Raw genomic sequence first — 19,904 nt, 5'->3', positions numbered from 1 at the left:
GCGCCCTCATTACAAGATAGAGGAGAGCCTGCATGAAATCCATCCTTGGCGCGATCGCCGCCATTGCTGCCGCATCGGCCACGTTCGCTGCGCATGCCGCAACGCCTGCGCTGGCCGGCCATTGGGTCGGCACCTACGGCGTCGGCAATGATTTCAATTTCCTGCGGCCGCACTTTGGCGCGGATGGCAAAGCCACTGTCGACATGCCCGCCTTTGAGAAAAAAGGCCTGCCGCTGGACGCCGTCGCGCAGCAGGATAGGCAGGTGCGCTTCAACCTACCCGGCCCGGACGGCGTGCTGCAGTTTGACGGGAAGCTGCAAGGCGACCTGCTGGCCGGCAAAGTGAGCCTGAACGGGAAGGAGGGCCAATTTGCTTTCCGCCGCACCCTGGCCGATGATCCAGCCCGTCACCAGCCGCTGCTGGGCGCCTACGAATTCCCTGGCAAGCGCATCGTCGTGCTGTCGGAATGGGGCGACTTCCCGCAAATGTTCTACACCGATATGAGCACGGGCCGCTACGCTTCCATGTTCGCCGAAAGCGAGAACGTGTATTACGCCGGCGCCGGCAACCTGAATCCCGCGGTGCGCGAAACCACGATGCGCTTCGATGGCGGCAAGATGACCTGGCAGCAGGCCGGCAAGAAAGAGGCCGGCCGGCGCCTGCAATTCCGTTCGGAAGAAGTCACGTTCAGGAATGGCGACGTCACCCTGTCCGGCACGCTGGTGCTGCCGGAAGGGAAGGGGCCGTTCCCGGCCATCGTGCTGACGCAGATGTCGAGCCCCGCCCCGCGCGGCGCCTATGCGCTGCAAGCCTATTACTTCGCGGCCCACGGCATGGCCGCGCTGATGTACGACAAGCGCGGCGTCGGAAAATCCACCGGTGAGTTCAACAAGGCCACCATGGAGCAGTTGGCCGACGATGCCATCGCAGGTATCGAGCTGCTCGGCAAGCGCAGCGACATCAAGGCCGGCGCGATCGGCACCTGGGGCCACAGCCAGGGCGGCTGGCTGGCGCCGCTGGCGGCGGTACGTTCGCAAAAGGTCGCCTTCGTGATTGCCCAAGCCGCGTCGGCCGTGCCGCCTGCCGAGCAGGAGGTGTACCGCATCGAGAACTCGCTGCGTGCGCAAGGCTTCAGCGAAGACGAAGTGAGGGCCGGCGCCGCCTACCAGGAAAAGCTGATGCGCTGGGTGACCAGCCGCGGCGCGAATAGGGCCGAATTGCTGGCCGCGGCGCGCGTCGGCGAGAATGCGCGCTGGGCCAACCAGGTCGAAATTGTGCCGGATACCTTGAAGGAGAAACCGAGCGAGACCAGCACGGCCTTTTACAGCTACGATCCGCTGCCGGACCTGAAGAAACTGGAGGCGCCCGTGGTGTACATCCTCGGCGAGAAGGACGCCTTCGTTCCCGTGCATAAGAGTGCGGAATTGTTCCGGCAGACGCTGGATGCGAGCGGCCACAAGGACCACCAGGTCTGGATGCTGCCGCGCGCCGCGCACGGCTTGTGGGAAACGGATCTCGATGGGGGCAGCGCATATATCAATTCCACGCACTGGGCGCGCGAACACTATCCGCGCATGACGCAATGGCTGCGCGAGCGCGGCTTTATCACACACTAGAGGAGTATTGAATGGTCAAGGCGATACGCATGTTCCGCACCGGCGGGCCGGAAGTGATGGAATACGTCGATGTCGAAACAGGGGCGCCCGGCCCCGGCGAAGCGACGGTGCGGCACGAGGCGATCGGCCTTAACTTTATCGATGTGTACTTCCGCACCGGCCTGTATCCGCAGCCGCTGCCGGGCGGGCTCGGACAGGAAGGCGCCGGCGTGGTGGAGGCGGTGGGCGAGGGCGTAAGCCATGTGCGTGTGGGCGACCGGGTGGCCTATGCCGGCCGTCCGAATGGCGCCTACGCGCAGGCGCGCAATATGCCCGCCAGCCTGCTGGTGAAGCTGCCCGATTCTATCGGCAGCGATACCGCGGCGGCCATGATGCTGCAAGGGATGACGGTGCAATACCTGTTCCACAGCGCGGCGCCGCTCAAGGCGGGCGACACGATTCTGTTCCATGCGGCGGCCGGAGGCGTGGGCCTGATCGCTTGCCAGTGGGCGCGTGCCTTGGGGGTGAACCTGATCGGCACCGCCGGTTCGGACGAAAAGGTGGCGCTGGCGCTGCAACATGGCGCCGCCCACGCAATCAACTACAACACGGAAAATTTCACTGAGCGGGTGCGCGAGATCACCGGCGGCAAAGGCGTCTCCACGGTGTTCGATTCGATCGGCAAGGACACCTTTATCGGTTCGCTCGATTGCCTGCGCCCGCGCGGCATGATGGTCAGTTTCGGCAATGCCTCCGGTCCGGTGGCGAACTTTTCGCTGGGCGAACTGGCTTCGCGCGGCTCGCTGTTCCTGACCCGTCCTGCGCTGGGCAACTACACGGCGACGCGCGCCGACCTCGAGGCTTGCGCGCAGTCGTTGTTCGACGTGGTGGCGCGCGGCGACGTGAAGATCGAAATCAAGCAGCGGTATAATCTGGCGGATGTGGGGCAGGCGCATCGCGATCTTGAGGCGCGCCGCACCACGGGCTCCACCATCCTCCTGCCTTGATTTCACTATGACAGACCAGAACCGCCCAGCCGACGATGACGACGGTACCCCGAAATTTGGACGCCTGCTGATCGTCCTGCTGAGTGCCGTAGCCTTGATCGGTCTCATCACGTTTGCCAGCGAAGCCTATTACCGCTGAACTTCAAATACTTGATGTCGAATTTCTTTACACTAAGGAACTTTGCCATTCACATAATTGGCATTACCATGGAGTAATTGCCATTGCGGTCAATAGTTTACTGATGAGTTATTGAGTTTGGCATAATTCTTGCTTGCGTTCCGCCGGGACATTTGAATTTCAAGGAAGAATTATGAAGAACGCAATGTTGGGCAAAGTATTGCAAAGTTTCACGGCCGTGGCGGCCTTGCTGCTGGTGGCGGCCGCCCACGCCGGCCCGGTCAACCTGGTACAAAACGGCGGCTTTGAACTGACTTCCAATGGCAATGGCCAGGTGGACTTCAATACCTCCGTGTCTGGCTGGTCTGCGCCCGGCGGATACAATTTTGTCTTTGCTTCCGGAACCGCAGACACCACCGGTGCCGTGTCCTGGTTCGGTGGCCAGAACGACGTTCCCCTGAAATTGTGGGGCGCCAATAACGGCGGCGCCAACGCGCTGGCAAGCAGCGCCAACGGCGGCAACTTCATCGCCGCCGACGGCGCCTACGGCGTGGTCGCCATCCAGCAGGCGATCAGCGACCTGGAAATCGGCACCACGTATATGCTGCGGTTCGAATGGGCGGCTGCCCAGCAGTGGGGCTTCTTTGGCGAGACCAGCGAAAAATGGAGCGTGAGCATCGACGGCAACACCTTCGAAACCGCCACCTACAACAACCAGAGCCAGGCATCGAGCGGCTGGATGCAGGAGGCGTTCACGTTTACCGCCAAGTCCAGCGGCAGCTTGCTGTCCTTCCTGGCCGCCGGAACGCCGGAAGGCCACCCGCCGTTTTCCCTGCTTGACGGCGTTTCCCTGTTTGCCATCGACACGCCGGACAACGGTACCCCGCCTGCCGAAGTGCCGGAGCCTGCCAGCCTGCTGGTCATGCTGACCGGACTCGGACTGCTGGCACTGGCGCTGCGCCGTCGTCGCCAGCCTTGAGCTGAAGCCCTGCCGTGACAGCCTTGGCTGAACAGGTCCTGCGGCTGGCAGTGTGGCTGTGCGTGCTGTGCGCCATCTTTCTGCCGCTGGAACGCTATCTCGCCGTGCGCCAGGCGCAGCCCGGCGAGCGCCAGCGCTGGCCGGACCTGTTCTATTATTTTGCCAACAGCCTGCTGCCGATGCTGGTGCTGGCGGTGCCGCTGGCGCTCGTTGCGCAATTGTCGCGCGCACTGGTACCAGTCGCGGTGCCGGAGACGCTGGCGGCTTTGCCGCTCGCGCTGCGCCTGCCGCTGGCACTGCTGGTCGGTGACGTCGGGGCCTACTGGTCGCACCGCCTGGCCCACCGCTGGCCGCTGCTGTGGCGCTTTCACGCGGTGCACCATAGCGCTGCCCACGTCTACTTCCTGACCAATACGCGCGCGCATCCGGTCGATTTGCTGTTCACGCGGCTGTGCAGCCTGCTGCCCCTCTACGTGCTCGGCCTGGCAGGCCCAGACGCGGCAGCCAGCGCGACGCCGGTCGCGGTAATCCTGGTTGGCAGCGTGTGGGGCTTTTTCATCCATTCGAATATCCGGGTGCGCCTAGGGCCGCTGGAGTGGCTGCTGTCGAGTCCGGCCTTCCACCATTGGCACCATACGCGCCATAACCATGTCGACCGCAATTTTGCCGCCATGCTGCCGCTGCTGGACCGGGTATTCGGCACCCACTACCTTCCGGGCCACTGGCCGGCGGAATATGGTAGCGATACCGCCGTTTCCAGCCAGCTAGGCGGGCAACTCGCCGCACCGTTTTCGCCGGCCATGCCGGCCGTCACGTCAGACCGAACTGAAAGTTGATTTGTCAAAATGCCTTACCAAGAAATTCCACCGAACTGGCGCAGGCTGAATCGATGACCGGGCGCCGTCGCTTAACCCTGCAAGTCCTTGGGCTGTTTGCCGGCTGGTGGCTGTCGTTGGCGCTGGTCCTGGCTGCTCCCGCGCCTGCGTTGCCTGCGTCAGCGGCGGCCGCGCCAGGCTTCAGCCTTGATCCCTCTTCAGCCTTGCATAAAAAAGCCGAGAACAATAACTGGCTCGGCATCCATGACCAGGTCCAGTCGCGCCACCAGCAACTGCTGACCTCGCGCACGCTGACCATCATGCTTTACCTGCTGTGGGCTGTGATTGCGCTGGTGCTGGTGTACACCGTGCGGCACTATTACTTCACTTTCAACCGGCTGTACGGCGCCCAGCGCCATCCCTACCTGGATGTCGACAGCGGCAACTGGCCGAGCGTGACGGTGCTGGTGGCTGCGCATAACGAACAGGCCGTGATTGCCGATTCGCTGCGCGCCCTGCTGGAAGTAGACTACCCGCGCGATCGCCTGCGCATCATGCCGGTCAACGATCGCTCGACCGACGACACGCGCCGCATCATCGACGAGATCTGCGCCGCACATCCGGGCCGCATCACGCCGTTCCACCGCGGCGGAGGCAAGCCGGGCAAGGCGGCCGCGCTGAAGGATGCGACTGCACAGGTTAACAGCGACATCCTGATCGTGTTCGATGCCGACTATGTGCCGGGACGCGGCCTGTTGCGCCAGCTGGTGGCGCCATTCTTCGACCCGGAGGTTGGCGCCGTAATGGGCAGGGTAGTGCCGCTGAACACCGGCAGCAACCTGCTGACCCGCCTGCTGGACATGGAGCGCTCCGGTGGCTATCAGGTCGACCAGCAGGCGCGCATGAACCTGTCGCTGGTGCCGCAATACGGCGGCACGGTCGGCGGCGTGCGGCGCATCGCGCTAGAAGCAATCGGCGGCTGGCGCGAAGACGCGCTGGCCGAAGACACCGACCTGACATATCGCTTGCTGCTAAGCGGCTGGAAAACCGCCTACCAGAACCGCTCCGAGTGCTACGAGGAAGTGCCGGAAACCTGGCCGGTACGGGTGCGCCAGATCATGCGCTGGTCGAAAGGCCACAACCAGGCTGCTTTCCGCTATGCGGGCGCACTGCTGGCCAGCGACAAGGTAGCGCTACGCGAAAAGCTCGACGGCATGCTGCTGCTGGGCGTGTTTGCCATGTCGCCGATCCTGCTGGCCGGTTGGATACTGGCCATCATCCTGTTCTATTTCGACGCCAACCACTGGCTGACGGGCGTGCTGGCACTGTTCTGCCTGATGTCCTACAGCGCGTTGGGCAACTTCGCCGTCTTCTTCGAGATCGGCGCCGCCGTCTACCTGGACGGCAGCCGCGAACGTATCCGCCTGATGCCGCTGAATTACTTCGGCTTCCTGGTCAGCCTGCTTTCCATCACCATCGCCACCTTCAGGCAGGTGCTGTTCGATGGCCTGTTCCGGCGCAGCCTGGAATGGGACAAGACCGCGCGTTACCGCCAGCCGGAGCCAAGGCCATGAGCTGGATCGTATTGTTTCTTGCTTGCCAGGCGCTGCTGTTCCTGCTGCCCTTGCTGCCGGCGCTGCTTGAATGGCGCGTCCGGCGCGACGCGCAGCCGCTGAAAGTAGTGCGCGACTACGATGGCAATATCAAACACTTCGCCAACCGTTTCCGCCAGTTCCTCACTGAGCAGTTTGCCGAGTTGGCACAGACCAGCGGCTCCGCCACCGTGCCGCGCAACGGCCGGCTGGCAACGGGCGACCGCTACCAGTTGGTGGGCGCCGATGGCAAACCTTCGATCACCGAGCAGGAGCGTGTTGCGCAGGCGGTAGACCAGATGGTGCTGGGTACGGGCGCGCTGGAACTGGGCCAGGGGCTGCTGTACGAAAAGGAAGTGTTTGCCGCCGGCGCGATTCGCACCGGCAGCGAAAACTCGTTCCGCGCCCTGCTGGCGCGCGGCGAGATCGTGCTCGGCGAGCAGTGCGACGTGCTGCGCTGGGCGCACAGCGATACCCGCTTTACCGCCAGCCGCCGCGCGCGCCTGTTCGGCCGGGTGTCTGCCAGCCAGGAACTGGTGCTGCATGGCGACACCCGCTTTGGCCGCATGCATGCGCCGCTGATCCGCTTCGGCGATGCGGCGCCGGCGCCGCTGCCGCAACCGACCAGCCGCGCCACGCTGGAGCGTCCGGCCGTGCTGCTGGACGATGCCGCCGGGCGCTGGTTGGCAGGCGGCGACCTGCACCTGCCGGAAGCCTGTTTCCACCATGGCGACCTGGTCGCGCGCGGCAGCATGACGGTCGGCGCGTACGCCATGCTCGAAGGCAGCGTCAAGTGCCACGGCGACCTGCACATTGGAGCCGGAGCGCGCATCGAAGGTGCAGTGGTCTGCAGCGGCGATATGTTCATTGGCCCCGGCTGTACGATCCGCGGCCCGCTGGTCTGCGAAAAGACCATCCGGATCGATGCCGGCACGGTGCTCGGGGCGGACGGCGCGGAAACCACCGTGACCGCCATTGAAATCCGCGTGTGCGAAGGTGCGGTAGCGCATGGCACCGTGTGGGCGAGGGAGCTCGGCTACGTCGTTCCCTCCACAAGCATTAACTGACACAGGAGCCATTTTGAGCGCAAACAGCATCCTCCTTTGCATGGGCACGCGGCCCGAGATCATCAAGATGGCGCCGGTCTACTACGCGCTGAAGCACGAGGGACTGGAGCCCTTGCTGCTGCATACCGGCCAGCACGAAGACATGGCCGACCCGATGTACCGCTTCTTCAAGATCCTGCCCGACTTCAGCTTGCCGCTGCAGCGCACGTCCGATGCGCTGCATCACCTGTCGGCCATGTTGCTGGAAAAGCTGGGCGCAGCCTTCGAGGCAGTCAAGCCCGCAGCAGTGCTGGTGCATGGCGATACCGCCAGCGCGGCCATGGCGGCACTGGCGGCGTTCTACCAGCATATCCCGGTGGGCCATGTGGAGGCGGGCTTGCGCTCGCACAACCGCTTCAATCCGTTCCCGGAAGAGCAGAATCGTGAGCTGATCGGCAGGCTGGCGGACTGGCATTTCGCACCGACTGAAAACGCGCGCCTGAACCTGTTGCGTGAAAACGTCGGAGGCGACCGTATCCATATGGTCGGCAATACCATTGTCGACGCAGTGCGCCTGGCAACCACCGACCCGGAGCTGGCAGGCAACCCGGATGAATTGTCCAGCGACGAGCTGCGCGGCCTGCAGGAGGTGGCGGCAGGGCGGCGCCTGGTGTTCATCACGGCGCACCGCCGCGAAAACCTGGGGCAGCCCCTGCTGTCGATTTCGACCACGGTGCGCAAGCTGTTGCTGTCTGACGAAGACCTGGTGATCGTCTGGCCGGTGCACAGCAATCCAAAGATCCGGGCGACGGTCGATGAAGTGTTCACCGACCTGCCGGAAGAAGTATCGGAACGCATCTTCCTGACCCGGCCACTGAACTATTCGACCACGCTGCAACTGCTGCGCCAGTCCTGGCTGGTGTTGACCGATTCCGGCGGCATCCAGGAAGAAGCGGCTTGCCTGCACGTGCCGGTGCTGATCCTGCGCGAAACCACCGAGCGGCCGGAACTGGTGGCCAGCGGCGGGGGACGCCTGATCGGTACCGATGGCGCAGCCATTATCGAGGCCGTCGATGCGCTGCGCGCGGACGCCCATGCTTATTCGGCAATGCGTGCCGCCCCCAATCCCTTCGGCGACGGCTTTGCCGCCGCACGCATCAAAGACATCATGATACGGAGTATGAATGACTCGTAAGTTACGCCTGCCTTTCATTGGCCTGGCAGCCTTGCTGGCGGCCGGGCAGCCTACGGCCCAGGCCGATAACACCGGCACGGTTGAAGCAGGGGTGCTGCACCATAGCCTGAGCGACGGCTTTGGCACCTGGAACCAGCAATTCGTGCGGGGCTCGCTGCGGACCTCCGACGCGACGGTGTGGAATGCGGACCTGGTGAATGCACGCCAGTTCGGCGCGCATGGCGCCCTGGTAGTGGGCGGCGTCACCCACGTCTTCAATGAGGACTGGTATGGCAGCCTGGCCGCCAGCCATGGCAGCAGCTTTTTCTTCCCGCAGTCGCGCGGCGACGCGGTGATCAACCGCAAGCTGGGCGACGCCCGCAATGTGATTGCCACCGTCGGCGTGACCGCAGTGAATGCGCGCGACGGCCATCGCGACCGCAGCCTGTTGCTTGGCCTGTCGTGGTACCTGCCGAATGCCTGGGTGCTGCAGGGCGGCACCCGAATCAACCGCAGCAACCCGGGCGGCGTGATGGCCAACGCCAAGTATATTGCCGCGACCTGGGGCTACAACAAACAGCAATACATCGCGTTGCGCTACGATATGGGCGAGGAGGCTTACCAGTACATCGGCGCCGGTTCGGCAGACTTGCTGGTGAACTTCCGCAGCAGCGTCGTCAGCGGCACCTGGCGCAAGTGGCTGGCCCCGACCTATGGCTTCCAGTTGCGCGCGGAGGCTTACCATAACCCTTTCTATGACCGCCGCGGCCTGGAAGCGACCCTGTTCAAGGAATTCTGAGCGTGAAGCAATTGCATGCATTGCAGCGCAAGATCGACGATATGCGCTTTCGCGGCTTCGGCGGCAGCGCGATCCAGCTGCACCGCTCGATGTACCAGATCAAGCTAAGCCGCACCAACCTGCTGGGATCCCTGGCGCTGCCCGCCGTGTTTACCGTCGTGCTGCTTTGCCTGTTGTCGCCGATCCTTGCACTGTGGCGTGGCCTGTTCGAATTCTGGCTGCCACGTATCGCCCCGCAGGGGAGTGTCGCGCTTCGCCAGGTCGACCTGGGTGCCTACTACTTGGACCTGCCGTTTCCGCTGCTCCCTGCCGGAGATCCAGGCGACCAGCTGTGGTGGATCACGCTGGCGGGTTGCGTGCTTGCCTTGCTGGCGACGTTCCTGGTATCGCGCGACCGCTTCCTGCCATTGCAGTACATCGTGCGAGCCTGCCTGCTGGTGCAGGCTACGGCGCTGATTTTTTTCCACTACCTGCCTGGCGAGTTTCCGTATGACTCGGCGCGCTACCTGGGCGATACGCTGACGATGGCGTTGATCTTCCTGTTCATGATGCCGTGGGGACTAGGCGCGACTTACTACATGTTCGGATTTTCGCTATGGCGCAAAGTCGGCTTGACCGTGTGTACGTTGGCCTACTTCGTTGTGGCTTTCCCCATGCAGTACTTGCTGCATGCATATGTGCTGCACCATTTAACGTTGCTGTTCTTGCCGTTGTTGTACCTGGTATTCGGCATCTTCATGGATGTGATGATGTTTGTCGCCCTGTACTCCTGGGGCATGAGCTGGGCGCGCGCGGATGCGCGCACGTAAGCCGCTCATGCGCATGGCTACGACGCTGCTGCTGACCGCACTGGTAGCCTACCTGGCCGTGTGCACCGTGGTGTTTTTCCGCCAGCGCAGCATGATCTACTACCCCCAGGCATTTGAAGGCGGCACTGTGCTGACATTGGGCGGCGGCGTGCGCGTTGGCGTCACGTTGCACGAGCAGCCGGGGCCTTTTGCAGTGATCTACTTTGGCGGCAATGCCGAGGCGGTGGGGTATGGCTTGCCGGAGCTGCAGGCTGTCTTTCCCGGCCAGGCGCTATATTTAATGCACTACCGCGGCTACGGCGCAACGCCGGGCGAGCCGACCGAGACCGGCTTGTTTGCCGATGCGCTGGCACTGTACGAGCATGTTCGCGCCCAGCATCCCCAGGTGACGGTCGTGGGACGCAGCCTTGGCAGCGGCATTGCCACCCGGCTGGCCAGCGTCAAGGCGGTCGACCGGCTGGTGCTGGTCACGCCCTACGACAGCATGGCTGGCGCGGCTTCGCACCACTTTCCCTGGCTGCCGGTACGCCTGCTGCTGCGCGACCGCTACGACTCGGCCAGCTACGCGCCCAAGGTCAACGCCCCGACCACCATCCTCGCCGCCGAGCGCGACGAGGTTATTCCGCGCGCCAGCAGTGAAGCCCTGTACCGCAGCTTCCGCCCTGGCCTGGCCACTCTCCACGTCGTTCCTGGTGTGGGTCACAACGACATCTCACTGCGCGACGTTATTGGAAAGTAGCGAGCTTGGCGCGGATAGCGGTCCCGACCGAGATCTGCGGGTTCGAATAGCCGTCGTCCTTGCCCGCCTCCACTTCGCGCTTGCGGATGACTTCCCGGGCAGCGGCATGGGCTTGCTCAAAGGAGCGCGTGTGGGTGCGCAGCTGTTCGTCGAACATGGCGCGGCCGAAGAAGGTCAGCTCCGACTTGTAGCCGCAGCCGTAGGAAGTGTGGTCGGCATCGGCTGCAGTCAGCACCATGGTTGCATCGTCCTTCAGCGACGGAATCCAGCTGCCCGAGAAGCAGGCCGACACTGCAATTACGCGATTCCGGATGCCCGCTTCATCCAGCCACTTGCGCAGCATGGACGGGGTCAGCTCGGTCAATTCGAACGGCCAGAAGTCCGCCGCCAACTGGCCTTCGCGCGCGCCGTGCGAAGTCAGGTAGATGAACAGCACATCTTCGTCCTTGTCCATGGTACGCGCCACGCTGCGGATCGCCTTCTGCAGGTTCACGGTGGTGGCCCAGGGCAGTTTTTCGGCAGTCTGGAAATGGTTCACCAGCTGCAGTGTGCGGCCTTCCGTGCCGAAGCGCTGCGACATCACGTCCGCCACCATCTGGCTCTCGCGCCGGAACACCTCATCGCCGTAAGGCGCGAAGGTCAGCGCATACATGTCGACCTTGCCCGGGCGCTGCGGCGCCAGCCCTGCCAGTTGGCGCGACAACAGCACCGGCTGCGACTCCATCAGTTCCGCGGTCAGCTTCAGGTAGCGCGACGATTCCTCGTTGTTGGCTTCCTGCTTTTTCGGATACCAGAAATCAGGCTGCTGGGTGGCTACACCCAGCGCCACGACGCCCGCCATCATGCCCGCTGCGAACGCCAGCGGCCAGCGCCGACCGCGTCCGCCGCGCGCCAGCAGCACAAGTTGCGACAGGATCATCAGGGTGACCGGAATCCCCCAGGCAATCCACGCGCCCCATTGCCCCAGGTAGCGCACCGACCAGGCTTCAGACCCGCCATCAAGCATGGCAGCAAAGCACAGGTCAACAAACAGCTCCAGCCAGACGGTCTGCGCCAGCAGCAGGGTAGTCAGCAGCGCCAGGTCCGGCGCCGCGCCGGGACGCCCGCTCGGCCCTGTTCCACGTGTCATCAGCGCATAGAAGGGCAGCAGGGCGAAAGGCAGCCAGCCGTAGGCGATGGCCTTCCAGTAGAAGATCGCCGGTCCCTGGATATACAGGCGCTGGAACGATAAGGAGATCGCCAGCACCAGCAATACCAGGGCCGCGACGACGCCCGGTCCGGTGGACAGGCCTTCCCAGCGCGGCGAACGGAAAAAAGCGGTGGAAGCGCCTTCGCGCAACCACCGCCCGATCGATTTGACGGCGTTATTGGAGCTCAAGATCTACGCGCTTGGCCTTTCCGCTTTCGCCCGGGAAGCCGGTGAAGGCGCTTTGCACCAGGGCGGGCATGACCAGCGGCGTCGATTGCTTGCGGCTGGTGTTCTGCACCGTTACGTCATACAGCTTCTTGCCCTGCAGGTTGTTGATGGTGACGCGCAAGTTGCGGTCATAGTTATGCTGGATGGTTTCGCGGAATTCCATCGGGCCCCACATCCACGGATCGTAGTATGGGCGGTAGAAACCGTAGTAGCGATAACGGTAAGGGTAGTAGCCCCAGCGCGGGTAATAACCCCATGGGCCGGGACCATACATCCACGGGTCGGTCGCCGTCAGGACCTTGACCGGGCGGTCGATGGTGCTGAACTGCATGCCGACGCGCAGCTTGGCGTCCTTGGTGCTGGCGGCCTGGCTGAAGCCCAGCTTGGCCAGTTCACCGCTGACCAGGTTCTGGTAGCTGCGGTATTCCAGCGTATCCTCGCCCGGCGCCGGTGTTTCGAAGGTATACGATTTGTCCTGCATGTCGCTCGGCCACTCGTGGAACACCGTGACGTTGCTGTGCAGGGTAGTGGCACAGCCGCTCAGCAACAAACTGGTGGCCGCCACCAAAATGGCTAGCGCTTTCATGGCAACACTCCTTTTATACTCATAGGCCAGTTTAATCCGGCAACATGCGTTTCACCTAATTATTACAGAATGTTACCCCCGCGGGGAGAGCGGAAAAGAATCGGGCGTGCCCGGCTTCCGGTATTGGTAAAATAGTCTTCTTTGTCCTCGCTCGCCCAAACCATGCGTACCGACAGCCCGCAAACGATCTATCGTAAAGACTACACCCCGCCCAGCTACCTGGTGGAGACCGTGGAACTGGGCTTCGACCTCGATCCCGCCTGTACCATCGTCGCCAACCGCGTGCAGCTGCGCCATAACCCGGACAGCAAGAGCCACGACCTGGTGCTGCACGGCGAAGCCATTGAGCTGATCGCCCTGCGCATGAACGGGATGGTGCTGAACCCAAACCAGTACATTATTGGCAACAACACCCTGACCATCCGTAACGCGCCGGTCAATGTGCTGCTGGAGATCGAAACCACCTGCGCCCCGGTTGAAAACACCACGCTTTCGGGCCTGTACACCTCGGGCAGCGGTTTCTACACTCAGTGCGAGGCCGAAGGCTTCCGCCGCATCACCTACTTCCCGGACCGTCCGGACGTGATGGCGCGCTACACCGTGATGCTGCGCGCCGACAAGGAGCAATACCCGGTCCTTCTCTCCAACGGCAACCTGCTGGAAGAGGGCGAGCTCGGTGACGGCCGCCACTATGCCAAGTGGGAAGACCCGTTCAAGAAGCCGTCCTACCTGTTCGCCCTGGTGGCAGCGCGCCTGGTGTGCCAGGAAGAGAAATTCAAGCTGAAGTCGGGCCGCGAAGTGCTGCTGCAGGTGTGGGTGGAAGAGGGCAACCTCGACAAGACCGACTACGCCATGCAGTCGCTGAAGAATTCCATCCGCTGGGACGAGGAACGCTGGGGCCTGGAGCTGGACCTGGACCGCTTCATGATTGTCGCCGTGAGCGACTTCAACATGGGCGCGATGGAAAACAAGGGGCTGAATATCTTCAACACGAAGTTCGTGCTGGCCAACCCGCGCACCGCAACCGACATCGACTACTCCGGCATCGAGGCAGTGGTGGGCCACGAATACTTCCACAACTGGACCGGCAACCGCGTGACATGCCGCGACTGGTTCCAGCTGTCGCTGAAGGAAGGCCTGACGGTGTTCCGCGACCAGGAATTCAGTGCCGACATGATCGGCACCGACAGCGGCCGCGCCGTGACCCGCATCGACCAGGTGCGTACGCTGCGCCAGGCCCAGTTCCCGGAGGACGCCGGCCCGATGGCACACCCGGTGCGTCCCGATTCCTTCGTCGAAATCAACAACTTCTACACGGTGACCGTGTACGAAAAAGGCGCCGAAGTGGTGCGCATGTACCAGACCTTGCTGGGCCGCGAAGGCTTCCGCAAGGGCATGGACCTGTATTTCGAACGCCATGACGGCCAAGCCGTGCAATGCGACGATTTCCGCGCCGCGATGGCCGACGCCAACAAGCGCGACCTGAAGCAATTCGAACGCTGGTACAGCCAGGCCGGCACGCCGGTGGTGAGCGCCAGCGGCCATCACGATGGCGCCAAACAAGTGTATGAACTGACGCTGCGCCAGTCCTGCCCGGCCACGCCGGGCCAGGACAACAAGCTGCCGTTCCACATCCCGGTCGCCGTGGGCCTGCTCGGCCGCGATGGCAAGGACCTGATTTCGACCCGCGTACTAGAGTTGACCGAGGCCGAACAGACGTTCCGCTTCGAAGGCATTGCCGAGGCGCCGGTGCCGTCCATCCTGCGTGATTTTTCTGCACCGGTCGTGCTGGAGTACCCGTACACCGACGATGAATTGCTGCACCTGTTCCGCTACGACAGCGACCCGGTGAACCGCTGGGAAGCCGGCCAGCGCCTGGCCATGGAACGCCTGCTGTCGTTGACCCAGGCGGTGCTGGACGACAAGCCGCTCGAGCTGGACGACACCTACATCGGCGCCTTGCGCGCGGTCCTGACCGACAAGGAGCTGGATGCCGCCTTCCGTGAGCAATGCCTGATCCTGCCGTCGGAGACGATCATCGCCGAGCAGATGGAAGTGGTGCACCCGCAAGCAATCCACAGCGCGCGCCAGTTCGTGCGACACGCCATCGGTACTGCTTTGCATGCGGAGCTGCTGCAGGTGTATGCAGACAATACAACGCCAGGCGCCTACAGCCCGGACGCCATCTCGGCCGGGAAGCGCGGCCTGAAAAACGTGGCGCTGGCCTACCTGCTGGTGCAGCCGAACGCAGAAGCGGCCAAGCTGGCCGGCGAGCAGTTCGCTGCCGCTACCAATATGACCGATCGCGCCGCCGCCCTGTCCGCCCTGATCCACAGCGGCGCCGACGCCGGCAAGCAGCTGGACGCCTTCTACAAGGACTTCAAAGCCGAAGCGCTGGTGGTGGACAAGTGGTTCGCCATGCAAGGCTCCGCCCCGCACACCAATGTGGCCAAAGTGTGCGAACTGATGAAACATCCGGCCTTCACGCTGAAGAACCCGAACCGCGCGCGCAGTCTGCTGTTCAGCTTCTGCAACCAGAATCCATCGCAATTCCATGCTGCCGATGGCAGCGCCTACGAATTCTGGGCCGAACACGTGATCAAGCTCGACGCCCTGAACCCGCAAGTCGCCGCACGCCTGGCACGCAGCATGGACCGCTGGCGCCGTTATGCGCCGGCGCTGCAAGTCCACATGCGGCACGCGCTGGAAAAAGTCGCCGCCACCACGCCGTTGTCGAATGACGTGATGGAAGTGGTCAGCAAAGCACTCGCAAACTAATTAAGCACAAACCTAGGGAAACAATGAAACGTATCAGCCTGACCCAATACCTCGTTGAAGAACAACGCCAGCACCACTCCATTCCGGCCGAACTGCGCCTCCTGATCGAGGTGGTGGGCCGCGCCTGCAAAACCATTTCCCACAGCGTCGGCAAGGGCGCACTTGGCGAAGTGCTCGGCGCGCTGGAATCGGAAAACGTGCAGGGCGAAGTCCAGAAGAAGCTGGATGTGATCTCCAACGAGATCCTGCTGGAAGCGAACGAATGGGGCGGCCACCTGGCGGCAATGGCTTCGGAAGAAATGGAAGACATCCACCCGATTCCTAACCGTTATCCGAAAGGCGAATACCTGCTGGTGTTCGACCCACTGGATGGCTCCTCCAACATCGACGTCAACGTATCGATCGGCACCATCTTCTCCGTGCTGAAAGCACCGGAAGGCATGACCGAGCCGACCGAACAGGACTTCCTGCAGCCAGGCGCCAAGCAAGTGGCCGCCGGCTACGCCCTGTACGGCCCGCAAACCCTGCTGGTGCTCACCACCGGTAACGGCGTGAACTGCTTCACCCTGGACCGCGAGATGGGTTCGTGGGTGCTGACCCAGCGCAATATGCAGATTCCTGCCAAGACCAAGGAATTCGCGATCAACTCGTCCAACCAGCGCCACTGGCATGCGCCGGTACAGCGCTACATCGGCGAACTGCTGGCAGGCACCACCGGTCCGCGCGGCACCGATTTCAATATGCGCTGGATCGCCTCCATGGTGGCCGACGTGCACCGTATCTTGAACCGCGGCGGCATCTTCATGTACCCGGCCGACCTGAAAGATCCAAGCAAGCCAGGCCGCCTGCGCCTGATGTACGAAGCGAACCCCATGTCCTTCATCGTCGAACAGGCCGGCGGCATGGCCACCGACGGCAAGCGCCGCATCCTCGACATCCAGCCTGAGAAGCTGCACCAGCGCGTGCCGGTCTTCCTCGGTTCCCGCGACGAAGTGGCACTGGTTACCAGCTATCACCAGGAAGGCGTGTAATTTTTACAATGATGGCGTCCCGATACTAGCAAACGCGCAAGTTTGTTTGCTATAATCCGGGCTCTTTGCCGGTGTAGCTCAGTTGGTAGAGCAGCTCATTCGTAATGAGAAGGTCGGGAGTTCGATTCTCTTCTCCGGCACCAGGACGTATAAAAACCCTGTCAGGTCATTGATCTGGCAGGGTTTTTTCGTTTAACGCTGGGCGAATAGTGCAATCAGCGCGAGAAATATCGCGACTTGAAGTGCGATCATTTGATGATGCTGGGCGTCCATGCGGGCGTGGAGTTTTTCCACGGCCTCGTGCAGCTTTGCTTCGAATTCTGCTCGCAACTCAAGGCGGAGGGAATTCAATCCGGTCTCGATTTGCGTCTCGATTTCCTTGAACCGGCAATCGATATGCGCCCGCAGCGCCTTCAATTCGCATGAAAGATTGACCATTGCATTCTCCAGCTGGTTCAAGCGCTCTTCGTGGTCAGCGAGCTCTGGTAGTGGCGTAACATCCATGGCGGCTCCTCAAGTGATCCTATCATTTTCGCCATACCACCAAGCGCCCGTTTGATTCAACTCAAATGTGCATGGCGCTGCGTTACTTTCCGTTACTGCGACGAGACCGCGATCGGCTTGCGATGTGCACGGGCCTTCTTTTTTCACCGCTTAAAGGTATCAAATTCAAGGTAATAGTTGACTTGGTCAATGAATTCTTGCGGCCCCGCCTTCTCCCAATTAATGGAATTCGAGATATGTGCAAGGACATTCACAAGCATCCACTCCTTCAAATTCTTATCTCTCAAAACAAGTGGAAGTTCCAAGCCGTCATCGTTTAAAAAGACCTCATCGTCTTCCAGGCTTTGCATGTAGTCCCAAGGCACATAATAAAATTCTGCCTTTTGCGGCTTCGACAACCAAGCCTCCACATCTGTATGAATCCATGCTTCCTGCTTTAGTCCTTTTAGGCCGGCTATCAGCTCCGAAATGGATTCAAAGTGCTCAATCATTGAAATTCCTTATTTTATTCGGGCCATTCGTCGGAATCATACTCTGAGTTGTGCATCAAACTATCCATGAAAATTTTGAACGAGCCAGCCAAACGTCTCTGCGCTTTGACGAAATTTTCTGCAACACTCCGAGCTGGATCAAATCCGTCTGTCGCATAGAAATGCGCCGAACCGTCACACAAATGAAGGCAAAAGAAATTCCCTCCAGGGTCGTAGGCGAAAGGAAGCAGGTGATCGGGAATGACGTCTTTTGCGCACATCAACTGATAGTGCTCTATTAGTAGCGAACTTTGAGAACCAGCAGCGCTCCTCCTGTGCCTAATCGGATAAAAGCCTGCTATTTCAAAAGGCTCCCATTCGTCGTTGCCTGGAATTAGGCTATTTTCTGGTACCCCACCGTTATATTTCAGATAGTGCTGACGAAACTCGCTTGGCAGCTTATGCTTCAGCACTGCTTCGCAAGCATCCAGGTCGACATCTTCAAGCGGTTGTGAGCAGCCGTAAAACTCGTTGTTCTTCATTCTATTGCCTCGGCTTTAAACAAGCCTCCTTCACGAAACTTTCCAGCACCAAAAGCGGCGGGCTTACCCCAAGAGGAATTCCCTGGTATTCATACAGGACTGGCATCGCGCGCAGTGGAATGCATGCTGAGCTCATTGGCAGACTCCTTTGCGGGTCTTGATCTCCCCTGACCAAATTTCAAAACACGCATCCATTGCTTCAGCCAAGGCAATTACTTTTTCCTTTGCTGCGGGGTCGTCTACGCGCTGTTCATTTGGTACGCGGTGATAGTCATACCAATCATTAGGGTCGAAGATTCCGGCCAGATGTGCATGGACCCTGAAAACGATGTGATGCATCCGCCAGCAGGTCGCGTCCTCAAACTCCCTTAGTTCATCCTTTATTGCGCTCCGGCTCTTTCCGCCCATCCAAAGTTTTGTATCAAATGCGATGGCAATTCTGCCGTAGTCCGATTGGCTTTTGTCGTAATCGGGATCGCTGAACAGCACCTTCCATCTGGGAATCTCGGCAAATCGTAGCCGGAGCGAGCACATGATCGGGCGGAATAGCCGCTGGCTTTTGTCGACCGCGTCGATCGACTGGGGCAGCTCCGTATAAAACCTTGCGAATACTTCGATCAAATGACCAACATTCGTGGGGACAAGCTCAATATAGCGCCCGATCACAAAGCCAGATTTACCCTCTTTGTTCATGGCCGGGACGTAAAACAAATCTCCCGGCTTGGCTTTGCTCGTTAGTGGTTTCAAGATTACAGTGGGCGCTATTTTCGAGGCGAATCAGATACTAAAAAAACATTTAACCATTTGCAACTCCTGCTCAATCGTGCGCATGAACTTGCTTTAGGCTATCTAGCCTTGCGTGCGAGGAAACCGCGCATCAGCTTGCCGATTTGCTCGCCTTCCTCTTCGAGGGCAAAGTGGCCGGTGTCGAGCAGGTGCAGCTCGGCTTTGGGCAGGTCGCGCAAGTAAGGCGCGGCGCCGGCAGCAGGGAAGATCTGGTCGTTCTTGCCCCAGGTGATCAGCATCGGCGGCTGGTGCTTGCGGAAGTAGGCTTGCCACTCCGGATAGCGCGCCGGATTGCTGCCGTAGCTGTAGAACAGTTCGAGTTGGATATCCTTGTTGCCGGGGCGGTCCATATAGGTCTGGTCGACGGTCCATGCGTCGGGGCTGATCTTGCTGACGTCGCGCGCGCCATGCGTGTACTGCCATTTGGTTGCGCCGATCTCGAAGAACGGTTTCAGTTTGGCGGCATTCGCTTTGGTCTTGTCAGCCCAGTAGACCTTGAACGGCGCCCAGAATTCATTGTCGATGCCTTCGGTGTAGGCATTGCCGTTCTGGACCACGATGGCGGATACGCGCTCGGGATGCGCGGCAGCCAGGCGAAAGCCGATCGGAGCGCCATAGTCTTGTACGTACAAGGCGTACTTCGATGCGCCGACGGCGACGGTGAACTTGTCGACCACGTTCGCCAGGTTGTCGAAGCTGTAGGCGAATTTGTCGACTGCGGGGGCATCGCTCTGGCCAAAACCCGGATAGTCGGGTGCGATCACGTGGTAGCGGTCGGCCAGCTGCGGAATCAGGTTGCGGAACATCTGGGACGAGGTGGGGAAGCCGTGCAGCAGGAGCACGGTGGGCGCGTCTTTCGGGCCGGCTTCGCGGTAGAAGATGTTGACGCCATCGACCTTTACGGTGCGGTAGCTTACGTCCGTGGCGGCTGCTGATGCGGTGATGGCGGCGAAGGCCAGGGCCAGGGACGCGGCGATGCGGGAGGTTTTCATGTTCGTTTCCTTCAAGAGTGGTTTTGATGGGATGGATTGTAGGAAGCGTCCCTGGGTGCCGGAACTACGCGCAGCGAAACAATCTATTTCGCCGGGCGGCGTTCCGCCTGGCGCAGGGTGTCGAT

At 61.3% G+C, this 19,904-nt stretch carries 20 protein-coding genes and 1 tRNA gene; 14 read left to right on the top strand and 7 right to left on the bottom strand.

Translation table 11 applies throughout. The annotated features are described in order from the left end of the window. Positions 1-32: 32 nt before the first annotated feature. The 11 genes from ACN9M3_RS26580 to ACN9M3_RS26530 all read left to right on the top strand — a co-directional run bounded on the left by ACN9M3_RS26580 (position 33) and on the right by ACN9M3_RS26530 (position 10,673). A complete protein-coding gene (locus ACN9M3_RS26580; protein ID WP_426319128.1) occupies positions 33-1,616 on the top strand; it encodes an alpha/beta hydrolase family protein in 1,584 nt (527 codons plus the stop codon). A gap of 11 nt (positions 1,617-1,627) precedes the next feature. Then, positions 1,628-2,602 (top strand): quinone oxidoreductase family protein, encoded by a 975-nt coding sequence (locus ACN9M3_RS26575; RefSeq protein ID WP_426319127.1) that lies wholly within the window; start codon positions 1,628-1,630, stop codon positions 2,600-2,602. A gap of 7 nt (positions 2,603-2,609) precedes the next feature. Then, positions 2,610-2,741, top strand: coding sequence for a hypothetical protein (locus ACN9M3_RS26570; RefSeq protein WP_426164449.1), 132 nt, complete (start codon positions 2,610-2,612; stop codon positions 2,739-2,741). Positions 2,742-2,913: 172 nt separating this feature from the next. After that, positions 2,914-3,699 carry a PEP-CTERM sorting domain-containing protein gene (locus ACN9M3_RS26565; RefSeq protein ID WP_426164447.1) on the top strand — a complete coding sequence of 262 codons (786 nt, stop codon included), beginning with the start codon at positions 2,914-2,916 and terminating at the stop codon, positions 3,697-3,699. A gap of 14 nt (positions 3,700-3,713) precedes the next feature. Beyond that, a complete protein-coding gene (locus ACN9M3_RS26560; RefSeq protein ID WP_426164444.1) occupies positions 3,714-4,535 on the top strand; it encodes a sterol desaturase family protein in 822 nt (273 codons plus the stop codon). Positions 4,536-4,834: 299 nt separating this feature from the next. Continuing rightward, a complete protein-coding gene (locus ACN9M3_RS26555) occupies positions 4,835-6,088 on the top strand; it encodes a glycosyltransferase (protein ID WP_426323858.1) in 1,254 nt (417 codons plus the stop codon). Then, positions 6,085-7,173, top strand: coding sequence for a polymer-forming cytoskeletal protein (locus tag ACN9M3_RS26550; protein WP_426319126.1), 1,089 nt, complete (start codon positions 6,085-6,087; stop codon positions 7,171-7,173). Before ACN9M3_RS26555 ends, ACN9M3_RS26550 begins: the two co-directional genes overlap by 4 nt. Before the next feature lie 13 nt (positions 7,174-7,186). Next, on the top strand, positions 7,187-8,347 hold the full coding sequence (gene wecB / locus ACN9M3_RS26545) for a non-hydrolyzing UDP-N-acetylglucosamine 2-epimerase (RefSeq protein WP_426164439.1): 1,161 nt from the start codon (positions 7,187-7,189) through the stop codon (positions 8,345-8,347). Then, the gene (locus ACN9M3_RS26540; protein ID WP_426319125.1) at positions 8,337-9,125 is read left to right on the top strand and encodes a YaiO family outer membrane beta-barrel protein; all 789 of its coding nucleotides are present in this window, start codon (positions 8,337-8,339) and stop codon (positions 9,123-9,125) included. The genes wecB and ACN9M3_RS26540 overlap by 11 nt, the downstream gene beginning before the upstream one ends. Before the next feature lie 2 nt (positions 9,126-9,127). Next, positions 9,128-9,934, top strand: a complete 807-nt coding sequence (locus ACN9M3_RS26535; protein WP_426319124.1) for a hypothetical protein — start codon at positions 9,128-9,130, stop codon at positions 9,932-9,934. Further along, positions 9,921-10,673: an alpha/beta hydrolase gene (locus ACN9M3_RS26530; RefSeq protein ID WP_426319123.1), complete on the top strand. Its 753-nt coding sequence runs from the start codon at positions 9,921-9,923 to the stop codon at positions 10,671-10,673. Before ACN9M3_RS26535 ends, ACN9M3_RS26530 begins: the two co-directional genes overlap by 14 nt. On the opposite strand, the gene ACN9M3_RS26525 is transcribed toward ACN9M3_RS26530, so the two are convergent. Together ACN9M3_RS26525 and ACN9M3_RS26520 are read right to left on the bottom strand one after the other, a co-directional pair. Beyond that, on the bottom strand, positions 10,660-12,051 hold the full coding sequence (locus ACN9M3_RS26525) for a C13 family peptidase (protein ID WP_426164427.1): 1,392 nt from the start codon (positions 12,049-12,051) through the stop codon (positions 10,660-10,662). The genes ACN9M3_RS26530 and ACN9M3_RS26525 overlap by 14 nt on opposite strands. Then, positions 12,038-12,676: a DUF4136 domain-containing protein gene (locus ACN9M3_RS26520; protein ID WP_426164424.1), complete on the bottom strand. Its 639-nt coding sequence runs from the start codon at positions 12,674-12,676 to the stop codon at positions 12,038-12,040. Before ACN9M3_RS26520 ends, ACN9M3_RS26525 begins: the two co-directional genes overlap by 14 nt. 162 nt (positions 12,677-12,838) lie before the next feature. On the opposite strand from ACN9M3_RS26520, the gene pepN reads away from it, so the two are divergent. The 3 genes from pepN to ACN9M3_RS26505 all read left to right on the top strand — a co-directional run bounded on the left by pepN (position 12,839) and on the right by ACN9M3_RS26505 (position 16,628). Further along, positions 12,839-15,454: an aminopeptidase N gene (pepN, locus tag ACN9M3_RS26515; protein WP_426319122.1), complete on the top strand. Its 2,616-nt coding sequence runs from the start codon at positions 12,839-12,841 to the stop codon at positions 15,452-15,454. A 23-nt stretch (positions 15,455-15,477) separates the two neighbouring features. Further along, on the top strand, positions 15,478-16,485 hold the full coding sequence (locus tag ACN9M3_RS26510; RefSeq protein WP_426164418.1) for a class 1 fructose-bisphosphatase: 1,008 nt from the start codon (positions 15,478-15,480) through the stop codon (positions 16,483-16,485). 67 nt (positions 16,486-16,552) lie between these two features. Continuing rightward, a tRNA-Thr gene (locus tag ACN9M3_RS26505) sits at positions 16,553-16,628 on the top strand. Positions 16,629-16,677: 49 nt separating this feature from the next. Here ACN9M3_RS26505 and ACN9M3_RS26500 read toward each other — a convergent pair. The 5 genes from ACN9M3_RS26500 to ACN9M3_RS26480 all read right to left on the bottom strand — a co-directional run bounded on the left by ACN9M3_RS26500 (position 16,678) and on the right by ACN9M3_RS26480 (position 19,779). Further along, positions 16,678-16,989 carry a hypothetical protein gene (locus ACN9M3_RS26500; protein WP_426319121.1) on the bottom strand — a complete coding sequence of 104 codons (312 nt, stop codon included), beginning with the start codon at positions 16,987-16,989 and terminating at the stop codon, positions 16,678-16,680. A 143-nt stretch (positions 16,990-17,132) separates the two neighbouring features. Then, positions 17,133-17,480: a hypothetical protein gene (locus tag ACN9M3_RS26495; protein WP_426319120.1), complete on the bottom strand. Its 348-nt coding sequence runs from the start codon at positions 17,478-17,480 to the stop codon at positions 17,133-17,135. 14 nt (positions 17,481-17,494) lie between these two features. Continuing rightward, entirely contained in the window at positions 17,495-18,001 is a 507-nt protein-coding gene (locus ACN9M3_RS26490) for an SMI1/KNR4 family protein (RefSeq protein WP_426319119.1), read from the bottom strand. 132 nt (positions 18,002-18,133) lie between these two features. Beyond that, positions 18,134-18,694 (bottom strand): hypothetical protein, encoded by a 561-nt coding sequence (locus ACN9M3_RS26485; protein ID WP_426319118.1) that lies wholly within the window; start codon positions 18,692-18,694, stop codon positions 18,134-18,136. Positions 18,695-18,846: 152 nt separating this feature from the next. Beyond that, the gene (locus ACN9M3_RS26480; RefSeq protein WP_426319117.1) at positions 18,847-19,779 is read right to left on the bottom strand and encodes an alpha/beta fold hydrolase; all 933 of its coding nucleotides are present in this window, start codon (positions 19,777-19,779) and stop codon (positions 18,847-18,849) included. Positions 19,780-19,904 lie beyond the last annotated feature (125 nt).

The organism is Pseudoduganella sp. R-43 (genome assembly GCF_049913255.1).
Taxonomy (GTDB): domain Bacteria; phylum Pseudomonadota; class Gammaproteobacteria; order Burkholderiales; family Burkholderiaceae_D; genus Rugamonas.
The sequence above is the reverse complement of the archived record's forward strand: the minus strand, read 5'-3'. Positions and strand labels throughout refer to the sequence as shown.

Coding starts and splice junctions, on each gene's coding strand:
- ACN9M3_RS26580 (WP_426319128.1), top strand. CDS start 33: ATGAAATCCATCCTTGGCGCGATCGCCGCCATTGCTGCCGCATCGGCC.
- ACN9M3_RS26575 (WP_426319127.1), top strand. CDS start 1,628: ATGGTCAAGGCGATACGCATGTTCCGCACCGGCGGGCCGGAAGTGATG.
- ACN9M3_RS26570 (WP_426164449.1), top strand. CDS start 2,610: ATGACAGACCAGAACCGCCCAGCCGACGATGACGACGGTACCCCGAAA.
- ACN9M3_RS26565 (WP_426164447.1), top strand. CDS start 2,914: ATGAAGAACGCAATGTTGGGCAAAGTATTGCAAAGTTTCACGGCCGTG.
- ACN9M3_RS26555 (WP_426323858.1), top strand. CDS start 4,835: ATGCTTTACCTGCTGTGGGCTGTGATTGCGCTGGTGCTGGTGTACACC.
- ACN9M3_RS26550 (WP_426319126.1), top strand. CDS start 6,085: ATGAGCTGGATCGTATTGTTTCTTGCTTGCCAGGCGCTGCTGTTCCTG.
- ACN9M3_RS26540 (WP_426319125.1), top strand. CDS start 8,337: ATGACTCGTAAGTTACGCCTGCCTTTCATTGGCCTGGCAGCCTTGCTG.
- ACN9M3_RS26530 (WP_426319123.1), top strand. CDS start 9,921: ATGCGCGCACGTAAGCCGCTCATGCGCATGGCTACGACGCTGCTGCTG.
- ACN9M3_RS26520 (WP_426164424.1), bottom strand. CDS start 12,676: ATGAAAGCGCTAGCCATTTTGGTGGCGGCCACCAGTTTGTTGCTGAGC.
- pepN (WP_426319122.1), top strand. CDS start 12,839: ATGCGTACCGACAGCCCGCAAACGATCTATCGTAAAGACTACACCCCG.
- ACN9M3_RS26510 (WP_426164418.1), top strand. CDS start 15,478: ATGAAACGTATCAGCCTGACCCAATACCTCGTTGAAGAACAACGCCAG.
- ACN9M3_RS26500 (WP_426319121.1), bottom strand. CDS start 16,989: ATGGATGTTACGCCACTACCAGAGCTCGCTGACCACGAAGAGCGCTTG.
- ACN9M3_RS26495 (WP_426319120.1), bottom strand. CDS start 17,480: ATGATTGAGCACTTTGAATCCATTTCGGAGCTGATAGCCGGCCTAAAA.
- ACN9M3_RS26490 (WP_426319119.1), bottom strand. CDS start 18,001: ATGAAGAACAACGAGTTTTACGGCTGCTCACAACCGCTTGAAGATGTC.
- ACN9M3_RS26485 (WP_426319118.1), bottom strand. CDS start 18,694: ATGAACAAAGAGGGTAAATCTGGCTTTGTGATCGGGCGCTATATTGAG.
- ACN9M3_RS26480 (WP_426319117.1), bottom strand. CDS start 19,779: ATGAAAACCTCCCGCATCGCCGCGTCCCTGGCCCTGGCCTTCGCCGCC.